The following is a 23,410-nucleotide window of genomic DNA, read 5'->3' on the forward strand; positions in this document are numbered from 1 at the left end:
CGCGGAAGGCGTGAAGGTCAATGCCGTGATCGCCGTGCTGCTGGAAGAGGGCGAGACGGAAATTTCCGAAACCCCGAGCGAGGCACCGGCCCCGGCTCCCGGCAAGAGCGAAACATCCGAGCCTGCACCTGTCGCCGCGAAGAGCGAGGACCGTGCCCCGGCCAAAAGCCGCAACGACGCCGGCGCCAGCGCGGGCGACCGCGTGAAGGCCAGTCCGCTGGCCAAGCGGATCGCTGCCGACAAGGGACTGGACCTCAAAACCATCGACGGATCAGGTCCCTATGGCCGGATCGTGAAGCGCGATGTCGAGCATGCCCAACCGTCCCGGGCGGCGGCGTCCGCGACCTCCGATGCACCTGCACCCAAGCCGGTCGACATGGAAGACCCGCTGGCTGCCTACGGGATCGCCCGCGACCGCTACGATGTGGAGAAGGCCGACGGGATCACCAAGATTTCCGCCAAGCGCCTGTCTGAAAGCTTCCGCGACATCCCGCATTTCCCGCTGACCGTGGATTGCCGTATCGATGCGCTGATGGATTTCCGCAAGCGCGTGAATGCCGCCGCCGAGAAGGATGGCGCCAAGGTTTCGGTCAATGACATCCTGATCAAGGCGTCCGGCCTCGCCCTGAAGAAGGTCCCGGCCGCCAATTCATCCTGGATCGAAGGCGGCATGATTGCCCGCCACAAGCATGCCGACGTTTCCATGGCCGTCGCCATCGAGGGCGGTCTGATCACGCCGATCATCACGGATGCGGATCAGAAGGGTCTGGTTGAAATTTCGCGGGAGTCGAAAGACCTCGCCATGCGGGCCCGCGATCGCAAGCTGAAGCCGGAAGAATTCCAGGGCGGCACTTTCTCGCTGTCCAATCTCGGGATGTTCGGCATCGACAGCTTCGCCTCCATCATCAACCCGCCCCAGGGCATGATCATGTCGGTCGGCGCTGGTGAACAGCGCCCGGTCGTCAAGGATGGGGCGCTCGCCATCGCAATGGTGATGACGGTGACGCTCACCTGCGATCACCGTGTCGTCGATGGCGCCACCGGCGCGAAATGGCTGCAAGCCTTCAAGACCTATGTCGAAGACCCGATGACGATGCTGATGTAGCCACGGGGCGCGGTGGCTCCGGATCGCAAACCGTTTGGCTGTGATCAGGGGCGCGTCTGGCCACACGCCGTTTCCAGCTGGGTGACCGCTTCCGCGAAGGCCTGTCCCATCTGGAGATAGGCCGCCGTGTCATAGTGCCAGGCGTCATCGCTGTGTGAGTAGGTCTCGATTTCCGTCACATAGGCTGCACAGGAATCGCTGTCGACATAGGCCGCCTGTGCGGCCAGCACGGTGTCGATATAGGGCATCATCTGGCCGTCCTCATTCATGCCGCTATCGCTGATCCGACCGATGACAACCGGGAGGTCATCCCGGTGCAGGGCCGCCCGGAACAAATCCATCATCCGGCGCAGATTGTCCTGATACGCGGCGGCCGTCTCGTGGCTGGCAAAGGCGTCGCTCTCGCCCTGCATCCAGATGATCCCGGCCGGTTCAAGCTGGTCCAGCCGGCCATCACCATCAATATCCCGCGCCGCCAACGCGTTCCTGATGGTCGCCAGCGCGAAATCATACTGGTTGAGATCATCCGCGCCGCCCGCTTCGGGGAACCAGTCGCTATAGCCGGCCCCATCGGCCAGCGAGGTGCCACCGCGGGAGTATTTGATCAGGGCGATTGGCTGGTCGGAGTTGGCGGCCAGCGCGCGCCCGAAGCTGAGCTCAGGGCCGAAACGATCACTCAGGGCATTCGTTTCGCCATCAGTAGCGAAACCGGTCCCATGGCCGGGGGTGAGGGGGCCCCAATAGCCGATACTGCCGCCAGCTTCGCCATCCCAGGCGCCATTGCCGGTGTAGATATAGGCGTTGGCGACGGGCCCGGTCTGATCTTCGGAGAGCTCCGAGACGTGACCATATCCGTCCATGTTGGACTGTCCGCCCAGATAATAGACCTTGTAGGTCTGGCCGCCTTCCCGGGTTTGCCCGCCGCCAGTATCTCCGGTCTGCGGGCCGGCGCTGCACGCGGCCACCAGACCTGCCAGACATGTCATCACAAAGCGCATCTCAGCCCCCATCCGTATCAACGCGACAAGTCAGGGTGACCCGCGATCTAACGGAACGTCAATCTCCCGGCCAAGTTGAGGTTGGTCGACATCACTATCCTGTCACCCGGGACTGGTCCGGCGTGCGGATCGGTCGGCACACCGAAATGGGGGACACTATGACACTCAAAACCACATGGACCGGCTCCGTGGCCGGGCTTGGCCTGATCGCCATCGCGATGTCCGGCGCAGCGTCCGCGCAGGAGGATCGCTGCGAGACCTACCCGCTGCCAACCGCGACGGCGCCGGCCGAGCTTGGCTGGACTGCAAACGAATTGTCCGGGCTCGACGCCCTGGCGAATGAGTTGAATTCCACGGCCCTGATGGTCGTGCAGAACGGGCAGGTCGTGTTTGAACATGGCGAGACCGATCGCCTGATCATGGTGCACTCCTTGCGAAAGTCGCTGATGAGCGCCCTGATCGGCCTGCTTGTCGATGCAGGCGCGCTGTCACTCGATGCCAGCCTGGCGGATCTCGGGATTGATGACCTGGCCGGACTGACCGATGAGGAGCGCACGGCCACGGTTCGCGATGTGATCATGGCGCGCTCGGGGGTCTATATTCCGTCTGCTGCAGAGACCCCGCAAATGCGCGAGTCACGGCCCGAGCGCGGCGAGTTCGCGCCCGGAGAGCACTGGTATTACAATAATTGGGACTTCAACGTTGCCGGACACATCTTCGAGCGCGCGTCCGGCCGCAATTACGATTCGGCCTTCCTGCGGGTCTTTGCCGAGCCGCTCTGCATGCCCGATTTCGACGTCTTCGAAACGCATCGCCAGCATGCGCCGGGGACCATGTTCTCCGCCTATCACATGCGCCTGTCGGCCCGGGATACAGCCTTGTTTGGTCAGCTCTTCCTGCAGGAAGGTGAGTGGGAGGGCGAACAGATTCTCTCCGCGGACTGGGTGCGCGAAAGTACGGCGGATTATTCCGACACCGGCTGGCCCGGGGCCTGGATGGGCGGTTATGGCTATATGTGGTGGCGCCCGGCCGATGCCGAAATCGCTGACGAGCATGGTCTCGCGGCGGACATATATACCGGGGCCGGTTATGGGGGCCAGTATGTCACCGTCATTCCGAGCCTCGACCTAGTCATCGTCAACCGAATGAATACTGACATTCCGGACGGGCCCCGCATGGGCGGTCGTGACTATACCTCGATCCTGAGGGCCGTGATTGCTGCGTCGATGTCTGACGATTGATAACCGAAACGAAGGCGGGGCTGGCCCCGGGAGCAGAATCCGCGCACCGACAGGCGCAAGGAGTTCCTGTTCATGACCCAGCCGCGCCATCTCGCCGAGATCCGTCACGCCGATCTGATTTTCCCGCACCAGACCAATCATCAAGGCAGTTATTTCGGTGGGGCGGCCATGGCGGAAATGGACAAGGTCGCCTTCCTTGTCGCGGCCCGGCACGCCCGGCGGCCCTTTGTGACGGCCTCCTGCGACAAGCTGGATTTCGTGGCACCGGCCCATCTCGGCGACCTGGTTGAACTGACCGGTCAGGTCCGCATGGTCGGACGGACCTCCTTGATCGTCGATGTCGAGCTGGCAGCGGAGAACCTGCTGACCGGGGTCCGGCATATCTGTACGCGCGGGGCTTTCACCATGGTGGCGGCCGATCGCAAGACGAATCCGGACCGTCTGCCACCGTCTCCCGACGCCAAGCCGGACTTCGCCGCCAGCCCGCCTGGCTATGCCCGCACGCTGCAACTGGTCTTCCCGGGCGACACCAATCATCTTGGACAGCTCTTCGGCGGCAATGCGATGTCGATCATGGGCAAGGCCGCCTATATCGCGGCCTCGCGTCATACGCGCTGTGATGTCGGCATGGCAGCCTCGGACAAGATCGACTTCATTGCCCCGACCCAGGAGGGCGAGATGCTGGACGTCGTCGCCACGATTGCCTCGGTCGGCCACACATCGATGACAATCGGGGTTTTGGCCGAAGCGGAAAACCTGTTGACCGGCGAGCGCCGCAAGGTCGGCGAGGCGGACTATGTCATGGTCGCGCTGGATGAGAATGGCCAGCCGACGCGCGCGAACCCGCTGGGCTAGGGCGCGATCGGCAGGGCCCGGACCTGGAGCGCCGGTGCAAGGCCAAGATCATTGCACCGATGCCAACCGGCGATCGAGAAACGCTCGCGGTGCGAGATGGTGACCTCGTGCGGTATTTCCTCTGACAGGAAAACAGCCAGGGTCGCGAATTCCGGGCGGAGTTCGCCCAGCACGCAGTCACCCTCGCCATAGATCCGCAAATGCCCGCCATCGCCCTCGCGCCAGTCCGGGTTGAGGTAGAGCACCGTGGACAGCACCCGGTTTCGAGCGCCGCGAAAACTGTCGACATGGCGCTTGTAGAAGCCGCCGGACTCATAGACCGCAAAATGCGCCTCGAACGCGAACAGGCCGAGCATGAGGCGTGCATTGACGTTCTGACGGAGGGCTTCGGCAAAGGCCAGATAGGCGATCTGGCCCGGGGTTGAGCCGTCCAGCCATTTCGTCTTGTCGCGGCGCACGCCGGCGATCAGCTCGTGATCCTCAGCCCGGCCTATGCCGGCCGGCTTGAGTGCATCATCCTGCCACAGCGCTCTGGCCTCCTGGCGCAAGGCTCCCAGCATTTCGGTATCTGTCAGACGCACCGCGATATATCCGGGCCCGGCGAGGGCATCGCAGACAATGCCGATATCGAAGGCAGGCAGGCCGGTCAGGCCCGAGAGGGGAAGGCTCACGCGCGGTGGTCCGATCAATCAGGGTCCGCGCTGGTACGACCGCCGGGGGACCGGGTCAATCGAATTCGCGGCCACTGGTCCGGGCGAGGGCCTTGAGCGCGGCCAGGGCATCGCCCAGCCGGTCCTCGGGTACGAAGACATGGTCGTGGAAATAACCGGCCACGGGATTGCAGCCGATCCCCTCGGCAGCCAGCGTGGCCGCGACCTGCGCCATGAAGCCGACCGCTTCCAGCGATGAATGGATGGCCAGGGTAATCCGGCGACAGGCAAAGACCGGATCCAGTCCCGCGGCCTCGGCGGCCTCGAAGGGCAAAATGAGCGTCGTTCCCTCGGCCTCGACAAAGCGCATCAGCGCGGTATCGGCATGCGGCGCGAGCGCGGCATCCGGCCCGGTGACGAAGCCATAACGGACCGGATCCGGTTCCGGACGCAGTCCGGCAAGCAGGGTGCTGAGATCACTGATACCGGTCATTTGGCTGGCTCCATTCAGCGGTTAGGGTCATTGCCACACGCGACAGTGATACGTGAGTCGCGATTTCGGGGAGAAAGCGATGACTGTTCAAACCATCTCGCTGGGCGAGAAACACAGTCAGTTCGACGATGTATGGTCGCCCAAGCGCATCGCCAAGCTGGACAATTACGAGCTCAAGCTCGCGAAGGGCGAGGGCGCCTTCGCCTGGCACAGCCATGTTGACGAAGACGAGTTGTTCCTCGTTACCCAGGGCATATTGCGCATCGAGATCGAGGGGCAGGATTCGATTATCCTGGGGCCCGGCGAGCTGTGCGTCATCCCCAAAGGGGTTCGCCACCGCCCGGTGACGCAGACCGAGACGGTCCATATCCTGCTGATCGAGAAGGCGGGCGTGACCAATACCGGTGACAACCCCGACAGTGATCTGACCCAGACGATCGAGGACCTGTAGCGGTTCGCGACTTGTCCCGACCGCTTTTCGACGTCAGGGTACGGAAAACGGGAGGTCGTGATGTCCACGCATGATGAAAACGCGCCGCGCGCCGGATTTGCCGCCATGGAAGAGGGGACTGCCGAGGATTGGGGCGTTATCGCCAGCCAGTTCGGTCCATTTGCCAAGAAGCTGCCGGAGCGTGTGCTGGATCACCTGCGCCTGCTCGATGGCGATTTCGGCGGTTTCCCGATCGACCGCCTGCAGCATTCCCTGCAGACCGCGACGCGCGCCCATCGTGACGGACGGGATGAGGAATATGTCGTGATGGCTCTGCTGCACGACATAGGCGACACATTGGGCAGCTATAATCACCCCGATATCGCTGCTGCCATTCTCAAGCCCTTCATCAGTGAGGAGAACCACTGGATTGTTGCCAATCACGGCATCTTCCAGGGCTATTACTTCTTCCATCTTATCGGCGCCGACCGGGACATGCGCGAGCAATTCCGCGATCACCCGTATTTCGGGGCCTGCGAGGAATTCTGCGCCAAATACGATCAAGCCGCCTTCTCGGCCTATTATAAGAGCGAGCCGCTCTCCTTTTTCGAACCCATGGTCCGGCGCGTCCTGTCAGCGCCCAGGCGATCGATCTATGCCGATGCCGACAGGGCTGCCGAATAGGAACCTTCTAACGCGCGCGGCCGAAGGTTACCGGATTGATCCTGAGCGGTCAGACTGGTATCCCGCTGATACAGGGACCGGTTTTGGTTCGCTAGCGAAATAAATGAGGATGCCATGAGCGCAGGCGCTTTCGACGTGATCGTAATCGGCGGTGGACCCGGGGGTTATGTGGCAGCGATCCGTGCGGCCCAGCTGGGTCTCAAGACCGCAGTGGTCGAGCGCGACAATCTCGGCGGCATATGCCTCAACTGGGGTTGTATCCCGACAAAAGCCCTGCTGCGCTCAGCCGAGGTCTATCATCTCATGCAGCATGCGTCCGATTTCGGCCTGTCCGTCGACAGGATCGGGTTCGACATTAAGGCAATCGTGCAGCGTTCGCGGAAAGTCTCCTCCCGCCTCACGGGCGGTATCGGCATGCTGATGAAGAAGCACAAGATCACCGTCATTGAAGGCAGTGCGGCCCTCGAAAAGGGCAAGGATGCGCCCACGGTTGTGGTCGGCAAGGACCGGTATGCGGCCAAGCACGTCATTCTCGCGACCGGCGCACGGGCGCGGACCATTCCGCAAGCCGGGCTGGAACCGGATGGCGACAAGATCTGGACCTATCGCGAAGCGATGGTTCCGGACGCCATGCCGAAATCGCTTCTGGTCATCGGGTCGGGCGCAATCGGGATCGAGTTTGCCAGCTTCTACAAGACAATGGGCGCCGATGTGACCGTCGTCGAGATGATGGATCGTGTCCTGCCGGTCGAGGATGCCGAAATTTCGGCCTTCGCCGCCAAGAGTTTCAAGAAGCAGGGGCTCAACCTGATGGTTTCGGCCCAGGTCGAGAAGCTTGAGAAGACCGCCAATACGGTGAAGGTCCACGTCAAGAACGCCAAGGGCAAGGTCGAGGTGATCGAGGTTGAAAAGGTCATCATGGCCGTCGGCATCGTCGCCAATATCGAGAATATGGGCCTGGACACGCTGGGCGTGAAGGTCGATCGGGGCCATGTCGTCAATGACGGTTTCGGCCGCACCAATGTCAAAGGCCTCTACGCCATCGGCGATGTCGCGGGCCCGCCCTGGCTCGCCCACAAGGCCAGCCATGAGGGCGTTGTGTGTATCGAGAAGATCGCCGGCGAGAATGTGCATGCCTTCGAGACCGGGAATATTCCCGGCTGCACCTATTGCCATCCGCAGGTCGCTTCGGTTGGCCTGACTGAAGCCAAGGCCAGGGAAGCCGGCCATGATGTCAAGGTCGGCCGCTTCCCCTTCGTCGGCAATGGCAAGGCGATTGCGCTTGGCGATGACCAGGGCCTGGTGAAGACCGTTTTCGACGCCAAGACCGGGGAATTGCTGGGCGCCCACATGGTCGGACCGGAAGTCACCGAGATGATCCAGGGCTATGTGGTCGGGCGTCAGCTCGAGACGACCGAAGCCGAACTCATGCACACCGTCTTCCCGCATCCGACCCTGTCGGAGATGATGCATGAGAGCGTGCTGGACGCCTATGGACGAGCGCTTCACATCTGATGGCTGAAATTATTTTCGCCTGATTGCATCCGATTGGCGTCAGCGCGGCATCCAAGGTTCAAACCCGAGCTTTGTGAGGATGCCATGCTGACCCGACTTCTGCTTTCTGCCACTGCCGCCATCGCCCTGTCCGCCTGTACCTATTCGGTGTCGGGACACGGTGAGGGGCAATCGGTTGAATCGGCCGGCCTGGTTGCCTCCCGCAATGTCGATGTGCCGGGCGATGCCGAGTTTTCCGGCATGCTGGTGGGGGCAGATGGTCATGTCGGCGGCGATCTCGACTTGGCCGGCGCCAGTGTCCGCTCCGATGCCCGTGTTGGCGGCAATCTGAGCGCCGCCGGCGGTCGGGTGCGCTTTACCGGAGAAGTTGACGGCGACGCCGAGATCGATGCCGGAACCGGCTATGTCGATGCCGTCATTCGCGGAGATGTCACCATCGCCGCCGGCCGTATCACCCTGGACGGCACTATTGGCGGTGGTCTGGAAATGGATGCCGGACGAATGGATTTGCGGGCCGATATTTCCGGCCCGGTTCACCTGCGCGGCCATGGTCGAGGCGATCATGGCAATGGCCGGGTGGAAGTGTCCGGGCGCCTGCAGCAGGGCGGAACGATCTGCGCGGCTGAGGTGGAAATTCGCCGCAATGCGCGGATCGAGGGCGAATTGCGGGTGATCTCCGATCGCCGGCCGGATGGCGATGGCTTCACCTATGAGGCGCTCGCAGGCCGCGATTGCGATCACCTTTAGATACAGGTTTTGAAAGTTGTGCCGGCGCTTTTCTGATCAACGCCGGCATGTCCCTCCGGGGTCTGTCACACTCGCTTTCCGCAAGGAAGGTCCGCCGGGTCCAGCTCCCTCTTGTTCCGGCGGTGTGTGGCAGGCCCCGGTTTCCTGTTGGGCCTATTCGGCGGGTTCCGCGACCGGCTTGGCACTCTCGGCCATCATCGCCTCCACGGTCTTTTGAACGCTGCCGTAATCGGTCTTTCCGGTTCCCAGGACGGGAATGCTCTCGACCTGGATGATCTTGCGCGGAATGGCGAGATCGGAGATTCCGTGATTGCGGGCGAAGGCGACCAGATCAGCGCGATCCGCCTTGGCGTAATCGGTGAGCAGGACGACCTGCTCGCCCTTGCGCTTGTCCGGAATTGCCGCAGCGGCATGCATATTGTCGGGCCACAATGAAGTCGCACAATTCTCGACCACGGCCAGGGACACCATCTCACCGCCAAGCTTGGCAAAGCGCTTCACGCGGCCGCGGATGGAAATATAGCCTTCCTCGTCAATGGAGACGATGTCGCCGGTGTCGTGCCAGCCACCGGCTGGTGCATCGAGAACGAGCGGCGCATCTGGGCGAATATAGCCCCTCATGATGTTCGGCCCCTTGATGTGCAATTGGCCGCCATCCGTAATGCCGTCGACTTTCACCAGTCTGGCCTGGCAGCCGGGCATGATCTGACCGACGGTTCCGGGCCGGTTATTGTCCGGCTGATTGACCGAGAAGACCGGCGCGGCCTCGGTCAGGCCATAGCCTTCGACAATCTCCAGATTGAATCGCCGCCGCAGCGAGGAGCGGGTCTCGTCCTTGACCCGCTCGGCACCACAGACGGCCATGCGCAGGGATGAGAGATCATCGGCGTCCGCAGCCCGGGCGTACTGGTTCATGAAGGTGTCGGTGGCGAACAGGATGGTCGCCTTGGTTTCGGCGATCCGTTTGACGATCGTCTTGGCCTGTAGCGGCGTGGGATGGCAGATCGCCGGAACGCCGAGGCCGAGCGGGACCAGCACACCGCCGGTCAGCCCGAAGCAATGGAAGGTCGGCAGCGGGTTGAACAGGATATCGGTCGGCAGGATCCGGATATGGTCGCGGACCTGTTCCACATTGGCCAGGAGATTGGCGTGGCTGAGAACAACGCCCTTGGGATCCCCTTCAGTCCCGGAGGTGAAGAGATAGACGGCCGGACTGTCCGGATCGGGATGCGCCCGAACCAGAAAAGGCGCCACCATGCCGACGGCTGCCGCGATCTTGTCCTTGATCGACAGGTTTTCGCGTACGTCTTCCAGATAGATCAGCTCATGATCTTCCTTGAGCGTGGCTTCGAGCTCCTGGAGTTCGCCCAGTTCAATGAAACGACGCGCGGTGACGATGCGCTTGGCCTTGCAGGCCCGGCATGCGGCTTTCAGCGCCCGTTCGCCGGCGGTGAAATTGAGCATGGCCGGGACACGGCCATAGGCAGACACGGCGTAGAAGGAGATGATGGCGCCGACACCGGTTGGCAGCAGAACGCCAACGGCTTCGCCCTTTTCCGTCCCCGCCTTGAGGGCATGGCCCAGCGCGAAGACAGCTTTGGTCAGGTCTCCGAAGGACAGTTCGCGACCATCGGCATCGACCGCAGCGAGCTTCTTGCTGCCATACCGACGCTTGGAATCGAGCAGAGCGGCAAAGACCGATTTACGGATCCTCTTGAGATTGAAGTCCGGCCCGTTGAAAACTTCACCGATCTCCGGCGCATTGGTGTCCGCGGCAACGGTTCCGGCTGGCATGTCGCCAGCGGCTGCAGTGTCAGCCATGTAATCCTCCCATCAACGCTCATCTTACGCGAGCGTTTGCTTGATCCGGGATATTACGCCTGGCTGACGTATAGGGAAGGGGGAGGAATGATTCACATCACTCCGATGCAGATTACATCGCGATATACGGAAATAATTTATCGAAAAACGAAAAAACCGGTTGATATCGAAATTCGATAATGTAAGCTCCGTCTCAACGCTGGGGAGCGTCTGACCGGGGCTTCGAACGCCCTGACTTGTACGGGAGACTGACATGCAAAAGGTCCTGCTGGCCGCTTCGGCCATGACCACTGCGCTGATGACGTCGGGCTGCGTGATCGTGGTCGATGGTGACGACGACAGCAAGATGCTGCGCGGCCATGGAATGCGGACTGTCGACGGCTATGTCGTTCTGGACCGCGATGGCGATTACAGCCGTCTGGCCGGCGACGTGAATCTGCGCGGCCGTATCGGCGGCGATCTCAGCCTGGTTGCAGGCGATGTGGATGCCGATGACCTTCAGGTTGGCGGCGATGTCTCGATCGCTGGTGGCGATATCAATTTTTCCGGTCGTATCGGTCGTGAGGCGTCCATCGCAGGCGGTGAAATCACCTTTGCTGCCGATGTCGGCGACGAACTCAACCTGGCCGGTGGCGAGATCGACTTCTCCGGCCGTGTCGAAGGCGAGGCAGCTCTGGCAGCCGGCGAGATGACGGTTGGGGGCTGGTTCGGCGATGAGCTTCATGCCCAGGCTGACGAGATCCGCTTTACCGGTGAGGCGACCGGTCCGGTCAAGCTCGTGGCGGCCGAGGACCTCAACCGCAATCGGCGCAATAATCAGCGCGGTCTCATCGAGATCAGCGGCTCGCTGACCGGTGGTGGCCAGATCTGTGCGATCGACGTCGTGTTCACCGAAACGGCGCGCGTGCGAGATGGCGTCACGGTCTGGGCGGAAAACGCTCCGGTCACGCAATCCGGCGCCCAGGTGTCCGGCCTTGACTACCAGCCGCGCAATGGTCGCGATTGCGACGATCTGACCGAGGACTAATCCCAAGCCAATAGCGGTTCAATCCTGACCTGATCGCCGGGGGGCGCAGGGAGATTCAAAATGAACATCATAAAGATGCGGAAAATGGTGATGGCCGGGGGGCTGGCCATTTCCCTTTTAACCGGTGCCGCGACCGCGCAGGTCATAGGCGGCGAAGTGGATGTCGAAGGCAGCAGTAATGACGTCATCTTCCTTGGCGGGGAGATGAATGTCCGCGGCCTGGTCGATGGCGATATCAAGGGCATTGCCGGCGTGATCCAGGTCGATGCCGATGTGCGCGGTTCGGTGCAGCTGGTCGGCGGCGAGATCGATGTGTCCGGCACGATCGGCAATGATCTCGACATCGCCGGTGGCGACGTGCAATCCGATGCCGCCGTGACCGGAGATGTCAATTTCGCCGGTGGTGACAGCCAGGTTGGCGGCACGATTGGCGGCATGCTGAACAGCGCGGCCGGCTATCTGGAAATCAGCGCGCAGATTGGCGGCGATGCCAAGCTGGCCGGTGGCTATATCGAAACCACCCGCTCAAGCAATATCGCCGGGTCGGCCGAGATTGTCGGCGGGGAGGTTCACCTCGCGGGCCAGATTGACGGGCCTGTTGATATCGAAGGTGGCGAGATTCACCTGTCCGGCACTTTCCTGGGCGATGTCGAGGTCACGGCCGAAGAAGTCTATGTGCTCGACGGCACCCGGGTGTCAGGCGAATTGCAGATCCGCTCACCCAGTGATCCGGTCATTGCCGACGGCACGAGCTTTGGCAGTTATGATTACGAATATGAGCGTTTCAATTTTGGCGCCCGCGACTGGAAACAGGTCGATTTCGGTCCGGAGTTCGATTTTCCGACCGGCGTCTTCAGCCTGTTCATTCCGGGCGCAGCCTTCCTGCTGGCAGCCCTTGCCTGCATGATAGCGCCGAGTGGTTGCGCGTCGGTGGCGACGAAGTTCCGCGAGCAACCTGTTGTCACCGGATTCCTGGGCTTCATCAGCTTCGCCCTGTCGCCGATCTTCCTGATCATGATGACCATCTTGCTGGCCATTACGGTGGTGGGCATCCTGCTGATCCCGATCATGTGGCTCATTTTCTGGCCCTTCATGCTGCTCTGCATCGGTCTGGGAGCCATTTCCGTCGGCGACATGATCTTCAATCGAGAGCCGGACGAGAAGAGTCTCGGCCTGGGCATGCGCCTGCTCTCGACCTTTGCGGTCGTGGCCGTTTTCGCGGCTCTGGGAGCCTTGCCGGTAGCCGGTGTGCTCGCCGGTTTCTTCTTGCTCTTCATCGGTCTGGGTGCCTGGGTGATGTCGCTCGGGAAGCGTCGACCGACGGCCCCGGTGATGGGGGCAAGTGCCACCGCATCGGCAGAGTGAGTCACTCCGCATCATGACAATGCGGAAAGGCGGGGGTGACCTTGCCGGGTGCGCGCGCTAAATCTCCCCGTGAATGTCCCACAGCAGGGGTAATGGGGAATATGCGTACTCTTCACATGATTGCATTGGCTGCAGCGACCGCAACGTTCAACGTTGCGGTCGCCCAGCCTGTCCAGCAGACCGTCAATGACTGGCGGGATGCTTTCCGACAGCTCGAAGACGAAGACTGGCCGTCGCCAAATCGCGAACGCCGCGCCACCGGTGCGCCGGGACCGGATTACTGGCAGCAGCAGGTCGATTACGACATTGATATCCGGCTCGACGAAGAGGCCAAACACCTCTTTGGCACCGAGACGGTGACCTATACCAACAATGCTCCGGACACGCTGGACTTCCTGTGGTTCCTGCTCGACCAGAACCGTTTCCGTCCGGATTCCATCGCCGTGATGACCGAAACGGTCGGCGGTGGCGGGCGGGCCTCGGGCCGCGTGGGTGAGTCGATGCCCGAAGGCATCTCCGCCCGGTCCATGCGTCGCCGCCAGATGCTTGATGAGGACGGTTACGGCTTCAACATCACCGGGGTCACCGACGCCGATGGCGCGCCGATGGACTTCACCATCGTCGATACGCTTCTGCGTCTCGATCTGGATACGGACCTGGAGACCGGCGACAGCGTCACCTTTACCATTGAATGGGACTACCGCCTCGTGGAGACCCAGGTCATTGGTGGCCGGGCCGGCTGGGAATGCTTCGAAGAGACCGAGGATACCGGTGCCGACTGCATCTATCAGATCGCACAATGGTTCCCCCGTGCCGCGGTCTTCTCCGACTATGAAGGCTGGCACAACAAGGCCTTTCTCGGTCGAGGGGAATTCGGCCTCGAATTCGGCGATTACGACGTGTCGATCCGCGTGCCGCAGGACTTCATCGTCTCGGCCACGGGCGTGCTTCAAAATGCCGACGAGGTCCTGACCGAACCGCAGCGTGAGCGTCTGGAAGAGGCCCGCACGGCTGATGAGCCGGTCTTTATCGTCACCCCGGCGGAAGCCCGCGCCAATGAGCGTCGCGGAACCCGTTCGATGGCGACCTGGGAATTCCGGGCCGAGAATGTCCGCGATTTTGCCTGGGCCGGTTCACGCAAATTCATCTGGGACGCGGTCGGTGTCGAACAGGACGGGGAGGGCGATGCGCCCGACCTGGTCATGGCGATGTCCTTCTATCCCAATGAGAGCGAGCCGCTCTGGTCGACCTTCTCGACCCGTGCCGTCGAGCACACGCTTGCTGTCTACAATGATTTCGCCTTCCCTTACCCGTACCCGGTCGCGCAATCGATCGCCGGCCCGCAGGGCGGGATGGAATACCCGATGATCACCTTCAATGGCGGCTCCTATGGCCGTCCGATGGTCGATGATGACGGTAATCTCAGCTATTCGCTGGGTTCCAAGCGTGGCCTGATCGGCGTCATCATCCACGAGATCGGTCACATCTACTTCCCGATGGTCGTCAATACCGATGAGCGCCAGTGGACCTGGATGGATGAAGGGGTGAACTCCTTCCTGCAATTCCAGGCCGAGCGTCAGTGGGAAGAAAACTTCCCGGTTCGCCGCGGCGACCCGCACTCGATCACGTCCTACATGGCATCAACCAACCAGATGCCGATCATGACGCAATCAGACTCCATTCTTCAGTTCGGACCGAACGCCTATTCCAAGCCGACCATCGCCCTGGTGGTTCTACGTGAGACGGTGCTGGGACGCGAATTGTTCGACGAGGCCTTCCGGGCCTATTCCGAGCGTTGGCGTTTCCGTCGCCCGACCCCCTATGACTTCTTCCGCACGATGGAGGAGGTTTCCGGGGTGGATCTCGACTGGTTCTGGCGGGGCTGGTTCTACTCCACCGATCATGTCGACATCTCCCTGGACCGGGTGATCGAGGGGACGTTCGATACCGAGGATCCGGGCATCGAGAACATGCGTGCCCGTGAGCAGGCTGCCAGCGAACCGGAGAGCCTGACCCAGGCCTCCAACCGCGAAAACGGTGTCGCTCTCTATGCGGACAGCAATCCGGAAGTGCTGGATTTCTACTCCGAGAATGATCGTCACACCGTCACCAATCGCGAGCGCGAAGCGTATGAGAGCCTGCGCGAAGGGCTGGAAGACTGGGAAGCGGACATCCTCGACAGCGGTGATCGCGTCTACTATCTCGACTTCACCAATGAGGGCGGGGTGGTCATGCCGATCATCCTCGAATTCACCTTCGCGGATGGGTCCACCGAGATGGTGCGCATCCCGGCTGAAGTCTGGCGCTACAACCCGCGCAATGTGACCTGGACCTACGTCTCGGACCGCCAGGTCATGTCCGTGGAGCTGGATCCGCTGTGGGAAACGGCCGATGCCGATCGCACCGACAACTATTATCCGCCCCGCATCGAACCGACGCGTCTCGAGCTCTACCGCTCGTCCAGCAACCCATCCAGCATGATGGACGATCTGGACCTGCGGGTGACCCGCGACAGCGTCAATACGCGTCCGGAATAGGCTAGCAGGAGGGCCGCGAAACAGCATGCGCATCCGTTCGACCCTCCTGACCGCTCTGGCGGGGCTGTCCCTGGTGACAGCCCCGACCCTTGCCCACCGCATGCATGCCGGCGTCACCGAGATCGCCGTCAATGAACGCACGGGCGAGCTCGAAATCATCCACCGGGTCTATGGTCATGATCTGATGGAGGCGCTGGACCGGACCGATCTGGACGCCGACACCTACCTGGCCACGCCCGAGGGCCTGGCTGCGGTCGGCGCCTATGCCGGCCGGACCTTCCGCATGGCCGATACCGACGGCGAGCTTCTCGAATTATCCTATGTCGGTGCCGAGGCCGATGGTGAGTTCACCTGGATCTATTTTTCGGCCGCCATCCCGGCCGAACAAGCCAGTTTCATCGTCGATAATGACCTGCTCGCCGAGACGTTCGACGACCAGGTCATGATGACCAATCTGCGCTTCAATTCCGCCGTTCGCACGGCGATGCAGGGGCCGGGGCAACGCTCACCGGTCCGCGTTCGCTTCAGCGACTAGACCGACCCGCCTAGACCTTGTGGACAAGCGCCGGGCAGCGGCACGTGAATGCGCCGGCCAGATCGCCTTCCGTGCGGGTATAATCAAACGTCACTTCCTCACCCGCTGCCAGATCGCGCAGCGCCACCAGGGTGGGCAGGGCGGTCTCCTGGTCATAGATGATTTCGCAACTCGGCTCGCAGGCGTGATTGACGAAATGGCCATAGCCCGTGGGTTCGATATGGCGGCCATCATCGGTGCGGAAGGAATAGGGCGTCTGGCGCGCGCCGACGGGCCCGTAGATCCCCAGCACCGTCTCGCCCGCCGTCACCGCCATTTCCAGGACCGTGCCCCAGCCATGGGTGGGTGAGCGGTCCAGCCGCGCCGCGGGCGCATGGGCCATCACATAGGGCTGCGCCGCCGGTGCGCTGGCCTCGCCGGCCTGCGCGCCGGGCCTTGCCTGACCGGCAATGCGGCCCACCAGGGCAGCGCCATGGCGCCGTGCCTCGGGCGCGAGGTCGAGCATGACGCCGGCCTCGGCTAGCGTTGTTCCATCTGCAAATTCAAGCATCAGGGCGAGCTGGTCACCCATAAGGAGCCCGCGTGCCTCGGCCGGTCGCGCCAGCCCGTCACGCTCGGCAATCCGGTCGACCCGGCCCGATACCCGACCATCCGCCTCGATCACCAGCGCCAGGCGATCATAAAGCCGCGTCCCGTCTGCCGCGACATGAAACCCGATCAGATGGACCGGCACAGACTCCGGTCCGGTAGCCCCAAGAAACCCCAGCATGCCCAAATCCCCCAACACAAACAATAAGGTGAAGTGAGGTTAGGGGATTTGCCTGGATGAACAAGGCTGAAGGGAGAATTCTGACTATTCGCCGAGGTGATGTCCGGGTCCCGACGCGTATGGTTATACGCCCTGCCGGCCACGTTCGTCAGCCAGGCGCACAAGGATGGCCTCGATCCGGGCGCGCAGGGCAATCAGGACCAGATGGGAATTGTCCTGGGTGATATAGGCGCCCTGCAGGGCGTCCAGGATTTCCGGGTCCTCCAGCAGCACCGCGCGATCGACAGCCTCGACACTGCCAAGCTGCTCGAAGGTCTCGGATGGCAGGCCCGTCAGTTCCAGAGTTTTGGCGCGTATGATAACGCGGCCCAACTCATTGATCGAGCTTGTGAATTGCGAAAACTGGTCGCGCAGGAAGCTGACATTGCTGTCATAGGTGTAGAGTTCGTCCCGAAGGTCTTCATTCCGGATGAGGCGCAAGCGGCCCGTCGACACCATTTCCTGAAAGGCCACGGATGGCCCCGGCATCGTCGCCACGGAATCCACCAGGGCGAGATCAGCGGCAAGGTTCGCCTCGTCCAGCTGGCCGGCCCGAATCCCGGCGATCAGACGCCCGGTGACGTCCAGATAGAGTAATTGCCGCTCTATACCCCGCTCGGTCAGTGCCAATTGTTGTTCGAAATCACGCTCCAGTCGTTCCAGAAGGCTATGCGTCTCGATCCGCTCCTGGCGGGCCTCATTCCAGTTATTGACCTGCAGACCGATGAAGACACCGAACACCACGATCAGCGTTTCGATCAGCACGGTAAACCAGTCCTGCTTGCGCAGGGCGATAACCAGACGACGCAAGATCATGTAGTCCCCCCCGGGGCCGTTTTGACCCGTCTCCAAAGAGCGCGTTGTGGTCAGCAAGGCAAGCATGGGCGGGATTCCGCGCACAGCGTCGGGAAGAAAAGAGAGCCGCCGCCTTCTCCTCTGCCCAGGGAGAGGGGGAAATCCCGGTGCCTGAACCCCAATCTCCTCCCATCCCCCAATCATTTTTCCCGGGCGGAGACCCGGGACCCACAGAGCGATCAGTCGAGCGATGTGTTTCCAGCAGGTCCCGGATCGCGCCGAGGCGCGTCCGGGAAAATGGGGGGGCGTGGGGCTCCTATTTCAGTCCGCTTTGTCACAGGAGTCGACATTGGCGGCACTCGAGGTGTGGATTTTTATGACGTTATTCTACCGGGCAGTGAGCTTTGTCGCGGTCGGCTGCTGGTTTGAGAGCATTGAATGGCCTGCTTGCGTTGTACCGGTTCAGATGGCGCATTCGACTGGTTCTCTGGGTGCCGGATAAGACCTATGGGATGCTGGCCGCATGAATGTGTCTCTGGACTGCCGCCCGTAAAGTGGTCCGTAGTCCGAGAGCGAGACGGCTAAACGAGCGCGGGAACGGCCTTTCGTTCCATCGCCAGATTAAACATTTCCAGAACCACCTCCCCATAAGACAGATCTGCATCAATCCGGCATGCTTCTGGATAATAGCTGCTGTCTCTCGTCATTCCCGGAACCAGATTGGCCTCCAGAAAGTGAGGCATGCCTCGCGAGTCCATCTTAATATCGATCCGCCCGTAATCTCGTGCGCCCAGAGCAATAAACGAGCGCAACGCAAACTCTGCAACTAGAGTCCGAAGATCCCCGTGGACAACTTGAAGAACCTCCTGATTCTCCGCTTTCGCCCTGGCGCCCAGGATTCTGTCCCCATGCTGGTTGGGCTGGGCAATAATTTCTACAGGCATTACACGCGGCGGCTGATGGGCACCCTTGGCGAGAATGGCGACCGTAAATTCTCTTCCCGTTAGGACCCGTTCAACAAGGGCCACACGACCAAAGCTTTGAACGACGGAACGAATTTTCGCCTCGAGGCTGGGAAAATCATGAACAATTGAACTGTCATCGATGCCATTCCCGTTTGCTGCGTCCAGAGGTTTTACGAAGAGAGGAAACGCGAGCGGCAACCCACGTTCGGCGCTATACTGTTCAGGGCGCGCGAGAAAAAAATCAGCCGTTGCGATGCCTTTGTTTCGAAGGAATGTTTTCGCGACGCTCTTGTTGGAATCAAAGTCCAATGTCTTGATGTCTGACCCTGAGTGAAAAACGTCATTGCGATCGAAGAAGTCAGACAGCCAAATTGGCTCGCCGCTGAGATCGTCAATAATGTATTTGACGCAAAGGATTACCAGATCAGGGCGTCTATCAACGATGTTCCGGAGGTCGCTCTTCGACGCAACGAGATTGAACCGAACAGCTGAATGCTTATCGCCGAGAATATCTGCGATGCCCCGGCAAGTATCGACGGTGCCGAAACCGCTCTCTCGCATGCCCGTATTGACGGTTGTTACTACTTCTATTCCACCAAATTGCGTTGCGGATGGCTGAAGGTTTCTCCTGCGAGTTTTCATCGGTTTTCGCTAACGCATCGACCGGACAGTTCTTCAAAAAGGGGATTGCAACGCCAACCATCACCCGAGTTTGTCAAATGAGCATTTTCGGGAACAATGACCGCTACGCATTCCGATGCGCGAGCGGAGAATCCTCGTAGACACTCCCACCCAGTTCCATGTGACATATCCGTAAGATAGCCGTTTTCGGGCACATCAATCGCCGAACACTCATTGCGGATTTTTCGGTATCCACGTGAGCACGCCCACCCATCTCCATAAGTGCTTCTAGACAGGTATCCGTTTATCGGGACATCAATCTGCAGACAGGTGTCGCTCTCTGTTGCAAAACCGCGCTCTCTTGCGAAACCGCGCTCACACTCCCAGCTCCAGCCATTTTCCTTTAGGTAGGCATTCGCAGGAAGGGCGATTTCTCGACACTCTCCATTCATGACCTCGAACCCGCGATGGCAGTCCCAGCCGGTGCCAAAACGCCTGTCATTGAGATAGGCATTTGTCGGAGCAACCACGGCCACACATGTGTCGGCAGTTTCTCGGTACCCGATGTCACAGGACCAGCCCTGACCGTAGTTTTGTTGGGTGGCGTTGTCAGGAACGGGCGTGGTTATTGTCGTTTGCGCTGAGGCGGAAGCAGCCGATGCGAGCAGTAGCAGCGTTGCAGATGTGACCCTGGCGATCTTATTCATGATGGAGCTCCACAGAAAGTTGCAATAGCTATTCACTCCCTGTTTCCTTGTTTGAGGTTGTTCGAGCGCTGCCGGCGGAGCGCCCAAATTCGTGGAAACGATCGGAGTCTGCTTCGATCGCTCGCGCCAAGGCCTCGTGATCCACGGACCAATAATGGGAAAGGCCCGGCTTTCCTTTTGGGGGACGTTTCACAAGGATCGTCTCGATGTGCCGATAGGCCTGAAACGACGATCCGAGGATCGTCTCCTCTTCGGTTTCGACCGTGTATGTTCCAGCAGGAAACCGCTTTTCAATGTCGTCAATGACGAAGGAAAACTGGAAGGCAACCAGGTTCTTGTTGACCCTTTTGTCCAAGCGCGTTCTCCCATCGTCAGACTATCGGATCCAACCAAGCCGCAGGTGCGCGCACGGGCCTCAACGACGCCGCAGGCGCGCGCAGGGGCCTCAACGACGCCGAAATACCGGAGCCAGAGCGCTAGTTAAATTGTTCGATTTGGCCGCCAGGTCGCAAATGACCAGCGCTTCTTCCAGAAGCGCAAGTAATGGCCTGCTCGCTATATAGGTGGGCACGGCTGAGATTACAATGATAACTTGTGATCGGCAGCTTTTAGGATAGCGATGCTGGCCGGAAGGCAAGCCTGGGTGAACTTTCCTCCCCACACCGTCGGGAGGTGGATCGTCCGTCAGGGCGAGACGGAGGGGCTTGTACCCGCCCGACTAGGCGACAGCCGCGTGCGGGTAGTCCGGATCGCGGTTCTGGAATGACAGGATGGCGGGCTTCACCACGATGCCGGCATCCACATTCACCGCCCGGCGGATGGTCTCGCTCCCGGCCCATTCATCACGCCCGCCAATCACTACGGGCAAGTGCACCACCAGGGCAGCGGAAATCGAGCGTGTGGCGCTTTCCCAGAGATAGCTGGGGGTGTGATCAACTGCGTAATAATCCGCTTTGCCGACCCGGATCATCGGCGCGCTGAAGCTGGTCGGCCGGGCGAAGTAAAACCCCATACCCTCATCGCAGCTGACATCGATGATCAGGCTACGGGGTCTGATATCGTCCTTTTCCGCCTCGGTGACGAACATGGTCGGGTGACCGGTATTCTGCAGCAGCCCGTTCACGATGATATCGGCCTCGCCGATCAGGGCCGAGAGGGGGCGTTCGGACCCGTCATGTTCGATCACCATCATGCGCGCTTCGCCCGCGCCGCCTTCGCGCAATCTCACATAGTGACAGTCGAGTACCTCTTCTCGCACCTCGTGATCGGGGCGTTGGATACAAATGGTGATGTCGCGAAAACCATGCGCTTTCAGCGCATAGATCGCGCCGCGGCTGACGGCCCCGAAGCTGAAGATGATCGCCTTGCGCTGATTGCCGTAATGCCCGTCTATCCCCTTCAGGCGCAGGGCATGCAGGACCGCACAATAGCCGGCCATTTCATTATTCTTGTAGAATGTGTGACGCCCGACCTGACCGGACGGCCCCCAGACAAACATGTCCTCGAAGGCAATCAGGGTAAGGTGCCGGTCAATCGCAGCCTGGGTGATGGCACGCTGTTGGGCACAATGGGGATAGCCCCACAGGATACCGTTTTCACGCAGCCCCTGCAGATCAGACTGTGTGGGCTTGGCAATGATCACATTGCCGATCTCTGCCAGCAGATCAGCGCGCGGCGCAACGCCGCCCGTCTGCGCGGCAATCTGTGAGTCCGAAATGTCAAAGGGCGCACCATAGCCTTCTTCAAAGATCAGATGCTGGCGATCGTCTTGCGGTATGCGCGCCAGGTGATCGGGGTGAATGGGCAGGCGTTGTTCATCCGGCTTGTTGGAAGTCCCGATGACTCCGAAGGTCAGTTTGCTCATTTTGGTGCCTTTTTGCGGGGAAGCCGTCCGGGGTCAGGATGATTGTCCGGGATCCGGAAGGTCCCGACGACGGACGGCATGAAGGTGCACGCCTCATCCGCCGCCGGTCGCGAGCGCAAGGCGCTCAATCCGCGAGCAATGATGGGTGTGGCTGCAGTGGCGATGAGTTGGGCGTGTCAACGACAAGCGTGCCAGTGCTACGCCACAATCCCGGCAATAGCCAATGAATACGGATTTCAGCGCCAGCCAGGCCGAAGGCCCGGGGAGGGGCATCGTCGTTTCCGCCCCACAAGGTGGGGAGGTGGATCGCCCGTCAGGGCGAGACGGAGGCGCCGCCGCAGGCGGAGTGCCACGCACCTCCTCGCTAACGCTCGGCCCTATCGACCCGACGCTGCGCGCCGGCCCACTTCCCCACAAGTGGGGAAGAAAAGAGCGGCGCGTCTTTCCCTCTGCCTTGGGAACGAGGTCGGGGGCCGGATAAGCCGGAAAATCCTGGTGCCTGTCGCTGGCCCCCTCATCCGTCGCTCCGCGACACCCTCTCCCCAAGGAGATGGAACGTGCCGGCTGCCGTGACACCCTCAACTCCAAACAGCCCCCAACCTTGCCACATCGCGCCTGTCGTCATACATCGCCTTCATGGCCAATCTGATCGATAACACCACCCGCTCTGCCGCCTCTGACGCGCGCGCGGCCCGGCATCCGGAGAAGCAGAAGCGGGCGGATACGCCGGTGCTTCGCAAGCCGGACTGGATCCGGGTCAAGGCGCCGCTCGGCAAGACGTTTTCCGAGACCCAGAAAATCGTCAAGGATGGCGGTCTGGTGACGGTGTGCGAGGAGGCGGGCTGTCCCAATATCGGTGAGTGCTGGGAGCAAAAGCACGCCACGTTCATGATCCTGGGCGATACCTGCACCCGCGCCTGTTCCTTCTGCAACGTCAAGACCGGCCTGCCGGCCGCAGTCGACACGGACGAGCCGCGCCGTGTGGCCGAGGCCGTCGCGCAGATGGGGCTCAATCATGTCGTGATCACCTCGGTGGACCGGGATGATCTCGATGATGGCGGGGCGCAGCATTTTGTTGATGTGATCGAGGCGATCCGCGCCGCGACGCCGAAGACCACGATCGAGATCCTGACCCCGGACTTCCTGCGCAAGCCCGGCGCCGCCGAAGCGGTGATCGATGCCAAGCCGGACGTCTTCAACCATAATCTGGAGACGGTACCGCGGCTCTATCTCTCCATTCGCCCGGGCGCGCGCTATTATCATTCCCTGCGGCTCCTGGAGCGCGTGAAGGATCGCGACCCGGCGCAATTCACCAAGTCCGGCATCATGGTCGGTCTGGGTGAGAGCAAGGAAGAAGTGATGCAGGTGATGGACGACATGCGCTCCGCCGGCATCGATTTTCTCACCATCGGCCAGTATCTCCAGCCGACCCGCAAGCATGCCGCGGTCGACCGCTTCGTGCATCCCGACGAGTTCAAGGCCTATGAGACGATCGCGCGGGCCAAGGGCTTTTTGATGGTCTCGGCCACGCCGCTGACCCGCTCGAGCCACCATGCCGGGGATGATTTCGCCAAGCTGCGCGCCGCCCGCGAGCAGATGATGGTACGCGGCTAGTTTCAGAAGGCCGGTCCAGGAGCAGGCGCGAAA

The 23,410-nt window shown here is 61.2% G+C and carries 22 protein-coding genes; 12 read left to right on the forward strand and 10 right to left on the reverse strand.

The annotated features are described in order from the left end of the window. The coding region (locus QZ266_RS00780; protein ID WP_295690714.1) for a 2-oxo acid dehydrogenase subunit E2 at nucleotides 1–1,105 on the forward strand (1,105 nt) is incomplete at its 5' end. 44 nt (nucleotides 1,106–1,149) lie between these two features. Here QZ266_RS00780 and QZ266_RS00785 read toward each other — a convergent pair. Continuing rightward, nucleotides 1,150–2,103 (reverse strand): sialate O-acetylesterase, encoded by a 954-nt coding sequence (locus QZ266_RS00785; protein WP_295690716.1) that lies wholly within the window; start codon nucleotides 2,101–2,103, stop codon nucleotides 1,150–1,152. 158 nt (nucleotides 2,104–2,261) lie between these two features. Between QZ266_RS00785 and QZ266_RS00790 the strand changes: the two genes are divergently transcribed. Both QZ266_RS00790 and QZ266_RS00795 read left to right on the forward strand, forming a co-directional pair. Beyond that, on the forward strand, nucleotides 2,262–3,344 hold the full coding sequence (locus tag QZ266_RS00790) for a serine hydrolase (protein WP_295690718.1): 1,083 nt from the start codon (nucleotides 2,262–2,264) through the stop codon (nucleotides 3,342–3,344). Between the two features lie 72 nt (nucleotides 3,345–3,416). After that, complete coding sequence (locus QZ266_RS00795) at nucleotides 3,417–4,199, forward strand: acyl-CoA thioesterase (protein ID WP_295690720.1); 783 nt, start codon at nucleotides 3,417–3,419, stop codon at nucleotides 4,197–4,199. Here the strand turns inward: QZ266_RS00795 and QZ266_RS00800 are convergent. Together QZ266_RS00800 and QZ266_RS00805 are read right to left on the reverse strand one after the other, a co-directional pair. Next, on the reverse strand, nucleotides 4,196–4,870 hold the full coding sequence (locus QZ266_RS00800; protein ID WP_295690722.1) for a 2OG-Fe(II) oxygenase: 675 nt from the start codon (nucleotides 4,868–4,870) through the stop codon (nucleotides 4,196–4,198). The two genes, QZ266_RS00795 and QZ266_RS00800, sit on opposite strands and share 4 nt — an antisense overlap. A gap of 55 nt (nucleotides 4,871–4,925) precedes the next feature. Continuing rightward, complete coding sequence (locus QZ266_RS00805; RefSeq protein WP_295690724.1) at nucleotides 4,926–5,342, reverse strand: ACT domain-containing protein; 417 nt, start codon at nucleotides 5,340–5,342, stop codon at nucleotides 4,926–4,928. 79 nt (nucleotides 5,343–5,421) lie between these two features. On the opposite strand from QZ266_RS00805, the gene QZ266_RS00810 reads away from it, so the two are divergent. The 4 genes from QZ266_RS00810 to QZ266_RS00825 all read left to right on the forward strand — a co-directional run bounded on the left by QZ266_RS00810 (nucleotide 5,422) and on the right by QZ266_RS00825 (nucleotide 8,718). Beyond that, on the forward strand, nucleotides 5,422–5,793 hold the full coding sequence (locus QZ266_RS00810; RefSeq protein ID WP_295690726.1) for a cupin domain-containing protein: 372 nt from the start codon (nucleotides 5,422–5,424) through the stop codon (nucleotides 5,791–5,793). A 60-nt stretch (nucleotides 5,794–5,853) separates the two neighbouring features. Next, a complete protein-coding gene (locus QZ266_RS00815) occupies nucleotides 5,854–6,456 on the forward strand; it encodes an HD domain-containing protein (RefSeq protein WP_295690729.1) in 603 nt (200 codons plus the stop codon). Between the two features lie 114 nt (nucleotides 6,457–6,570). Continuing rightward, nucleotides 6,571–7,971: a dihydrolipoyl dehydrogenase gene (gene lpdA / locus QZ266_RS00820; RefSeq protein ID WP_295690732.1), complete on the forward strand. Its 1,401-nt coding sequence runs from the start codon at nucleotides 6,571–6,573 to the stop codon at nucleotides 7,969–7,971. Between the two features lie 84 nt (nucleotides 7,972–8,055). Further along, nucleotides 8,056–8,718, forward strand: a complete 663-nt coding sequence (locus QZ266_RS00825) for a hypothetical protein (RefSeq protein WP_295690734.1) — start codon at nucleotides 8,056–8,058, stop codon at nucleotides 8,716–8,718. Nucleotides 8,719–8,871: 153 nt separating this feature from the next. Here the strand turns inward: QZ266_RS00825 and QZ266_RS00830 are convergent, their stop codons facing one another. Beyond that, nucleotides 8,872–10,539 carry an AMP-binding protein gene (locus tag QZ266_RS00830; protein WP_295690737.1) on the reverse strand — a complete coding sequence of 556 codons (1,668 nt, stop codon included), beginning with the start codon at nucleotides 10,537–10,539 and terminating at the stop codon, nucleotides 8,872–8,874. A 253-nt stretch (nucleotides 10,540–10,792) separates the two neighbouring features. Between QZ266_RS00830 and QZ266_RS00835 the strand changes: the two genes are divergently transcribed. From QZ266_RS00835 to QZ266_RS00850, 4 genes are all read left to right on the forward strand, one after another. Further along, the gene (locus tag QZ266_RS00835; protein WP_295690738.1) at nucleotides 10,793–11,566 is read left to right on the forward strand and encodes a hypothetical protein; all 774 of its coding nucleotides are present in this window, start codon (nucleotides 10,793–10,795) and stop codon (nucleotides 11,564–11,566) included. 60 nt (nucleotides 11,567–11,626) lie between these two features. Further along, complete coding sequence (locus QZ266_RS00840; RefSeq protein ID WP_295690741.1) at nucleotides 11,627–12,931, forward strand: hypothetical protein; 1,305 nt, start codon at nucleotides 11,627–11,629, stop codon at nucleotides 12,929–12,931. A gap of 101 nt (nucleotides 12,932–13,032) precedes the next feature. Further along, complete coding sequence (locus QZ266_RS00845) at nucleotides 13,033–15,468, forward strand: M1 family metallopeptidase (protein WP_295690744.1); 2,436 nt, start codon at nucleotides 13,033–13,035, stop codon at nucleotides 15,466–15,468. A 25-nt stretch (nucleotides 15,469–15,493) separates the two neighbouring features. After that, nucleotides 15,494–16,003: a DUF6702 family protein gene (locus QZ266_RS00850; RefSeq protein ID WP_295690747.1), complete on the forward strand. Its 510-nt coding sequence runs from the start codon at nucleotides 15,494–15,496 to the stop codon at nucleotides 16,001–16,003. Between the two features lie 10 nt (nucleotides 16,004–16,013). On the opposite strand, the gene QZ266_RS00855 is transcribed toward QZ266_RS00850, so the two are convergent. From QZ266_RS00855 to QZ266_RS00880, 6 genes are all read right to left on the reverse strand, one after another. Continuing rightward, the gene (locus QZ266_RS00855) at nucleotides 16,014–16,772 is read right to left on the reverse strand and encodes an SET domain-containing protein-lysine N-methyltransferase (protein ID WP_295690749.1); all 759 of its coding nucleotides are present in this window, start codon (nucleotides 16,770–16,772) and stop codon (nucleotides 16,014–16,016) included. Nucleotides 16,773–16,895: 123 nt separating this feature from the next. Then, complete coding sequence (locus QZ266_RS00860) at nucleotides 16,896–17,627, reverse strand: hypothetical protein (protein ID WP_295690752.1); 732 nt, start codon at nucleotides 17,625–17,627, stop codon at nucleotides 16,896–16,898. A 560-nt stretch (nucleotides 17,628–18,187) separates the two neighbouring features. Further along, complete coding sequence (locus QZ266_RS00865; RefSeq protein WP_295690754.1) at nucleotides 18,188–19,213, reverse strand: hypothetical protein; 1,026 nt, start codon at nucleotides 19,211–19,213, stop codon at nucleotides 18,188–18,190. Beyond that, the gene (locus QZ266_RS00870; RefSeq protein WP_295690756.1) at nucleotides 19,210–19,899 is read right to left on the reverse strand and encodes a hypothetical protein; all 690 of its coding nucleotides are present in this window, start codon (nucleotides 19,897–19,899) and stop codon (nucleotides 19,210–19,212) included. Before QZ266_RS00870 ends, QZ266_RS00865 begins: the two co-directional genes overlap by 4 nt. A gap of 28 nt (nucleotides 19,900–19,927) precedes the next feature. Beyond that, nucleotides 19,928–20,254, reverse strand: coding sequence for a hypothetical protein (locus tag QZ266_RS00875; protein ID WP_295690759.1), 327 nt, complete (start codon nucleotides 20,252–20,254; stop codon nucleotides 19,928–19,930). A gap of 363 nt (nucleotides 20,255–20,617) precedes the next feature. Beyond that, nucleotides 20,618–21,763, reverse strand: a complete 1,146-nt coding sequence (locus QZ266_RS00880; protein WP_295690761.1) for a N(5)-(carboxyethyl)ornithine synthase — start codon at nucleotides 21,761–21,763, stop codon at nucleotides 20,618–20,620. 636 nt (nucleotides 21,764–22,399) lie between these two features. Between QZ266_RS00880 and lipA the strand changes: the two genes are divergently transcribed. Then, complete coding sequence (gene lipA / locus QZ266_RS00885) at nucleotides 22,400–23,377, forward strand: lipoyl synthase (protein WP_295690764.1); 978 nt, start codon at nucleotides 22,400–22,402, stop codon at nucleotides 23,375–23,377. Nucleotides 23,378–23,410: the final 33 nt, after the last annotated feature.

Origin of the sequence: uncultured Maricaulis sp. (genome assembly GCF_905480005.1) — a bacterium.
In the GTDB taxonomy this organism is placed as follows: domain Bacteria; phylum Pseudomonadota; class Alphaproteobacteria; order Caulobacterales; family Maricaulaceae; genus Maricaulis.

What these genes read in the sequence shown, in the direction of transcription:
- QZ266_RS00830 (WP_295690737.1), bottom strand. Translation starts at nt 10,539, where the DNA reads ATGGCTGACACTGCAGCCGCTGGCGACATGCCAGCCGGAACCGTTGCC.
- QZ266_RS00855 (WP_295690749.1), bottom strand. Translation starts at nt 16,772, where the DNA reads ATGCTGGGGTTTCTTGGGGCTACCGGACCGGAGTCTGTGCCGGTCCAT.
- QZ266_RS00785 (WP_295690716.1), bottom strand. Translation starts at nt 2,103, where the DNA reads ATGCGCTTTGTGATGACATGTCTGGCAGGTCTGGTGGCCGCGTGCAGC.
- QZ266_RS00810 (WP_295690726.1), top strand. Translation starts at nt 5,422, where the DNA reads ATGACTGTTCAAACCATCTCGCTGGGCGAGAAACACAGTCAGTTCGAC.
- QZ266_RS00880 (WP_295690761.1), bottom strand. Translation starts at nt 21,763, where the DNA reads ATGAGCAAACTGACCTTCGGAGTCATCGGGACTTCCAACAAGCCGGAT.
- QZ266_RS00795 (WP_295690720.1), top strand. Translation starts at nt 3,417, where the DNA reads ATGACCCAGCCGCGCCATCTCGCCGAGATCCGTCACGCCGATCTGATT.
- QZ266_RS00845 (WP_295690744.1), top strand. Translation starts at nt 13,033, where the DNA reads ATGCGTACTCTTCACATGATTGCATTGGCTGCAGCGACCGCAACGTTC.
- QZ266_RS00850 (WP_295690747.1), top strand. Translation starts at nt 15,494, where the DNA reads ATGCGCATCCGTTCGACCCTCCTGACCGCTCTGGCGGGGCTGTCCCTG.
- QZ266_RS00825 (WP_295690734.1), top strand. Translation starts at nt 8,056, where the DNA reads ATGCTGACCCGACTTCTGCTTTCTGCCACTGCCGCCATCGCCCTGTCC.
- QZ266_RS00870 (WP_295690756.1), bottom strand. Translation starts at nt 19,899, where the DNA reads ATGAATAAGATCGCCAGGGTCACATCTGCAACGCTGCTACTGCTCGCA.
- QZ266_RS00815 (WP_295690729.1), top strand. Translation starts at nt 5,854, where the DNA reads ATGTCCACGCATGATGAAAACGCGCCGCGCGCCGGATTTGCCGCCATG.
- QZ266_RS00805 (WP_295690724.1), bottom strand. Translation starts at nt 5,342, where the DNA reads ATGACCGGTATCAGTGATCTCAGCACCCTGCTTGCCGGACTGCGTCCG.
- QZ266_RS00835 (WP_295690738.1), top strand. Translation starts at nt 10,793, where the DNA reads ATGCAAAAGGTCCTGCTGGCCGCTTCGGCCATGACCACTGCGCTGATG.
- QZ266_RS00860 (WP_295690752.1), bottom strand. Translation starts at nt 17,627, where the DNA reads ATGATCTTGCGTCGTCTGGTTATCGCCCTGCGCAAGCAGGACTGGTTT.
- QZ266_RS00840 (WP_295690741.1), top strand. Translation starts at nt 11,627, where the DNA reads ATGAACATCATAAAGATGCGGAAAATGGTGATGGCCGGGGGGCTGGCC.
- lpdA (WP_295690732.1), top strand. Translation starts at nt 6,571, where the DNA reads ATGAGCGCAGGCGCTTTCGACGTGATCGTAATCGGCGGTGGACCCGGG.
- QZ266_RS00865 (WP_295690754.1), bottom strand. Translation starts at nt 19,213, where the DNA reads ATGAAAACTCGCAGGAGAAACCTTCAGCCATCCGCAACGCAATTTGGT.
- QZ266_RS00790 (WP_295690718.1), top strand. Translation starts at nt 2,262, where the DNA reads ATGACACTCAAAACCACATGGACCGGCTCCGTGGCCGGGCTTGGCCTG.
- lipA (WP_295690764.1), top strand. Translation starts at nt 22,400, where the DNA reads ATGGCCAATCTGATCGATAACACCACCCGCTCTGCCGCCTCTGACGCG.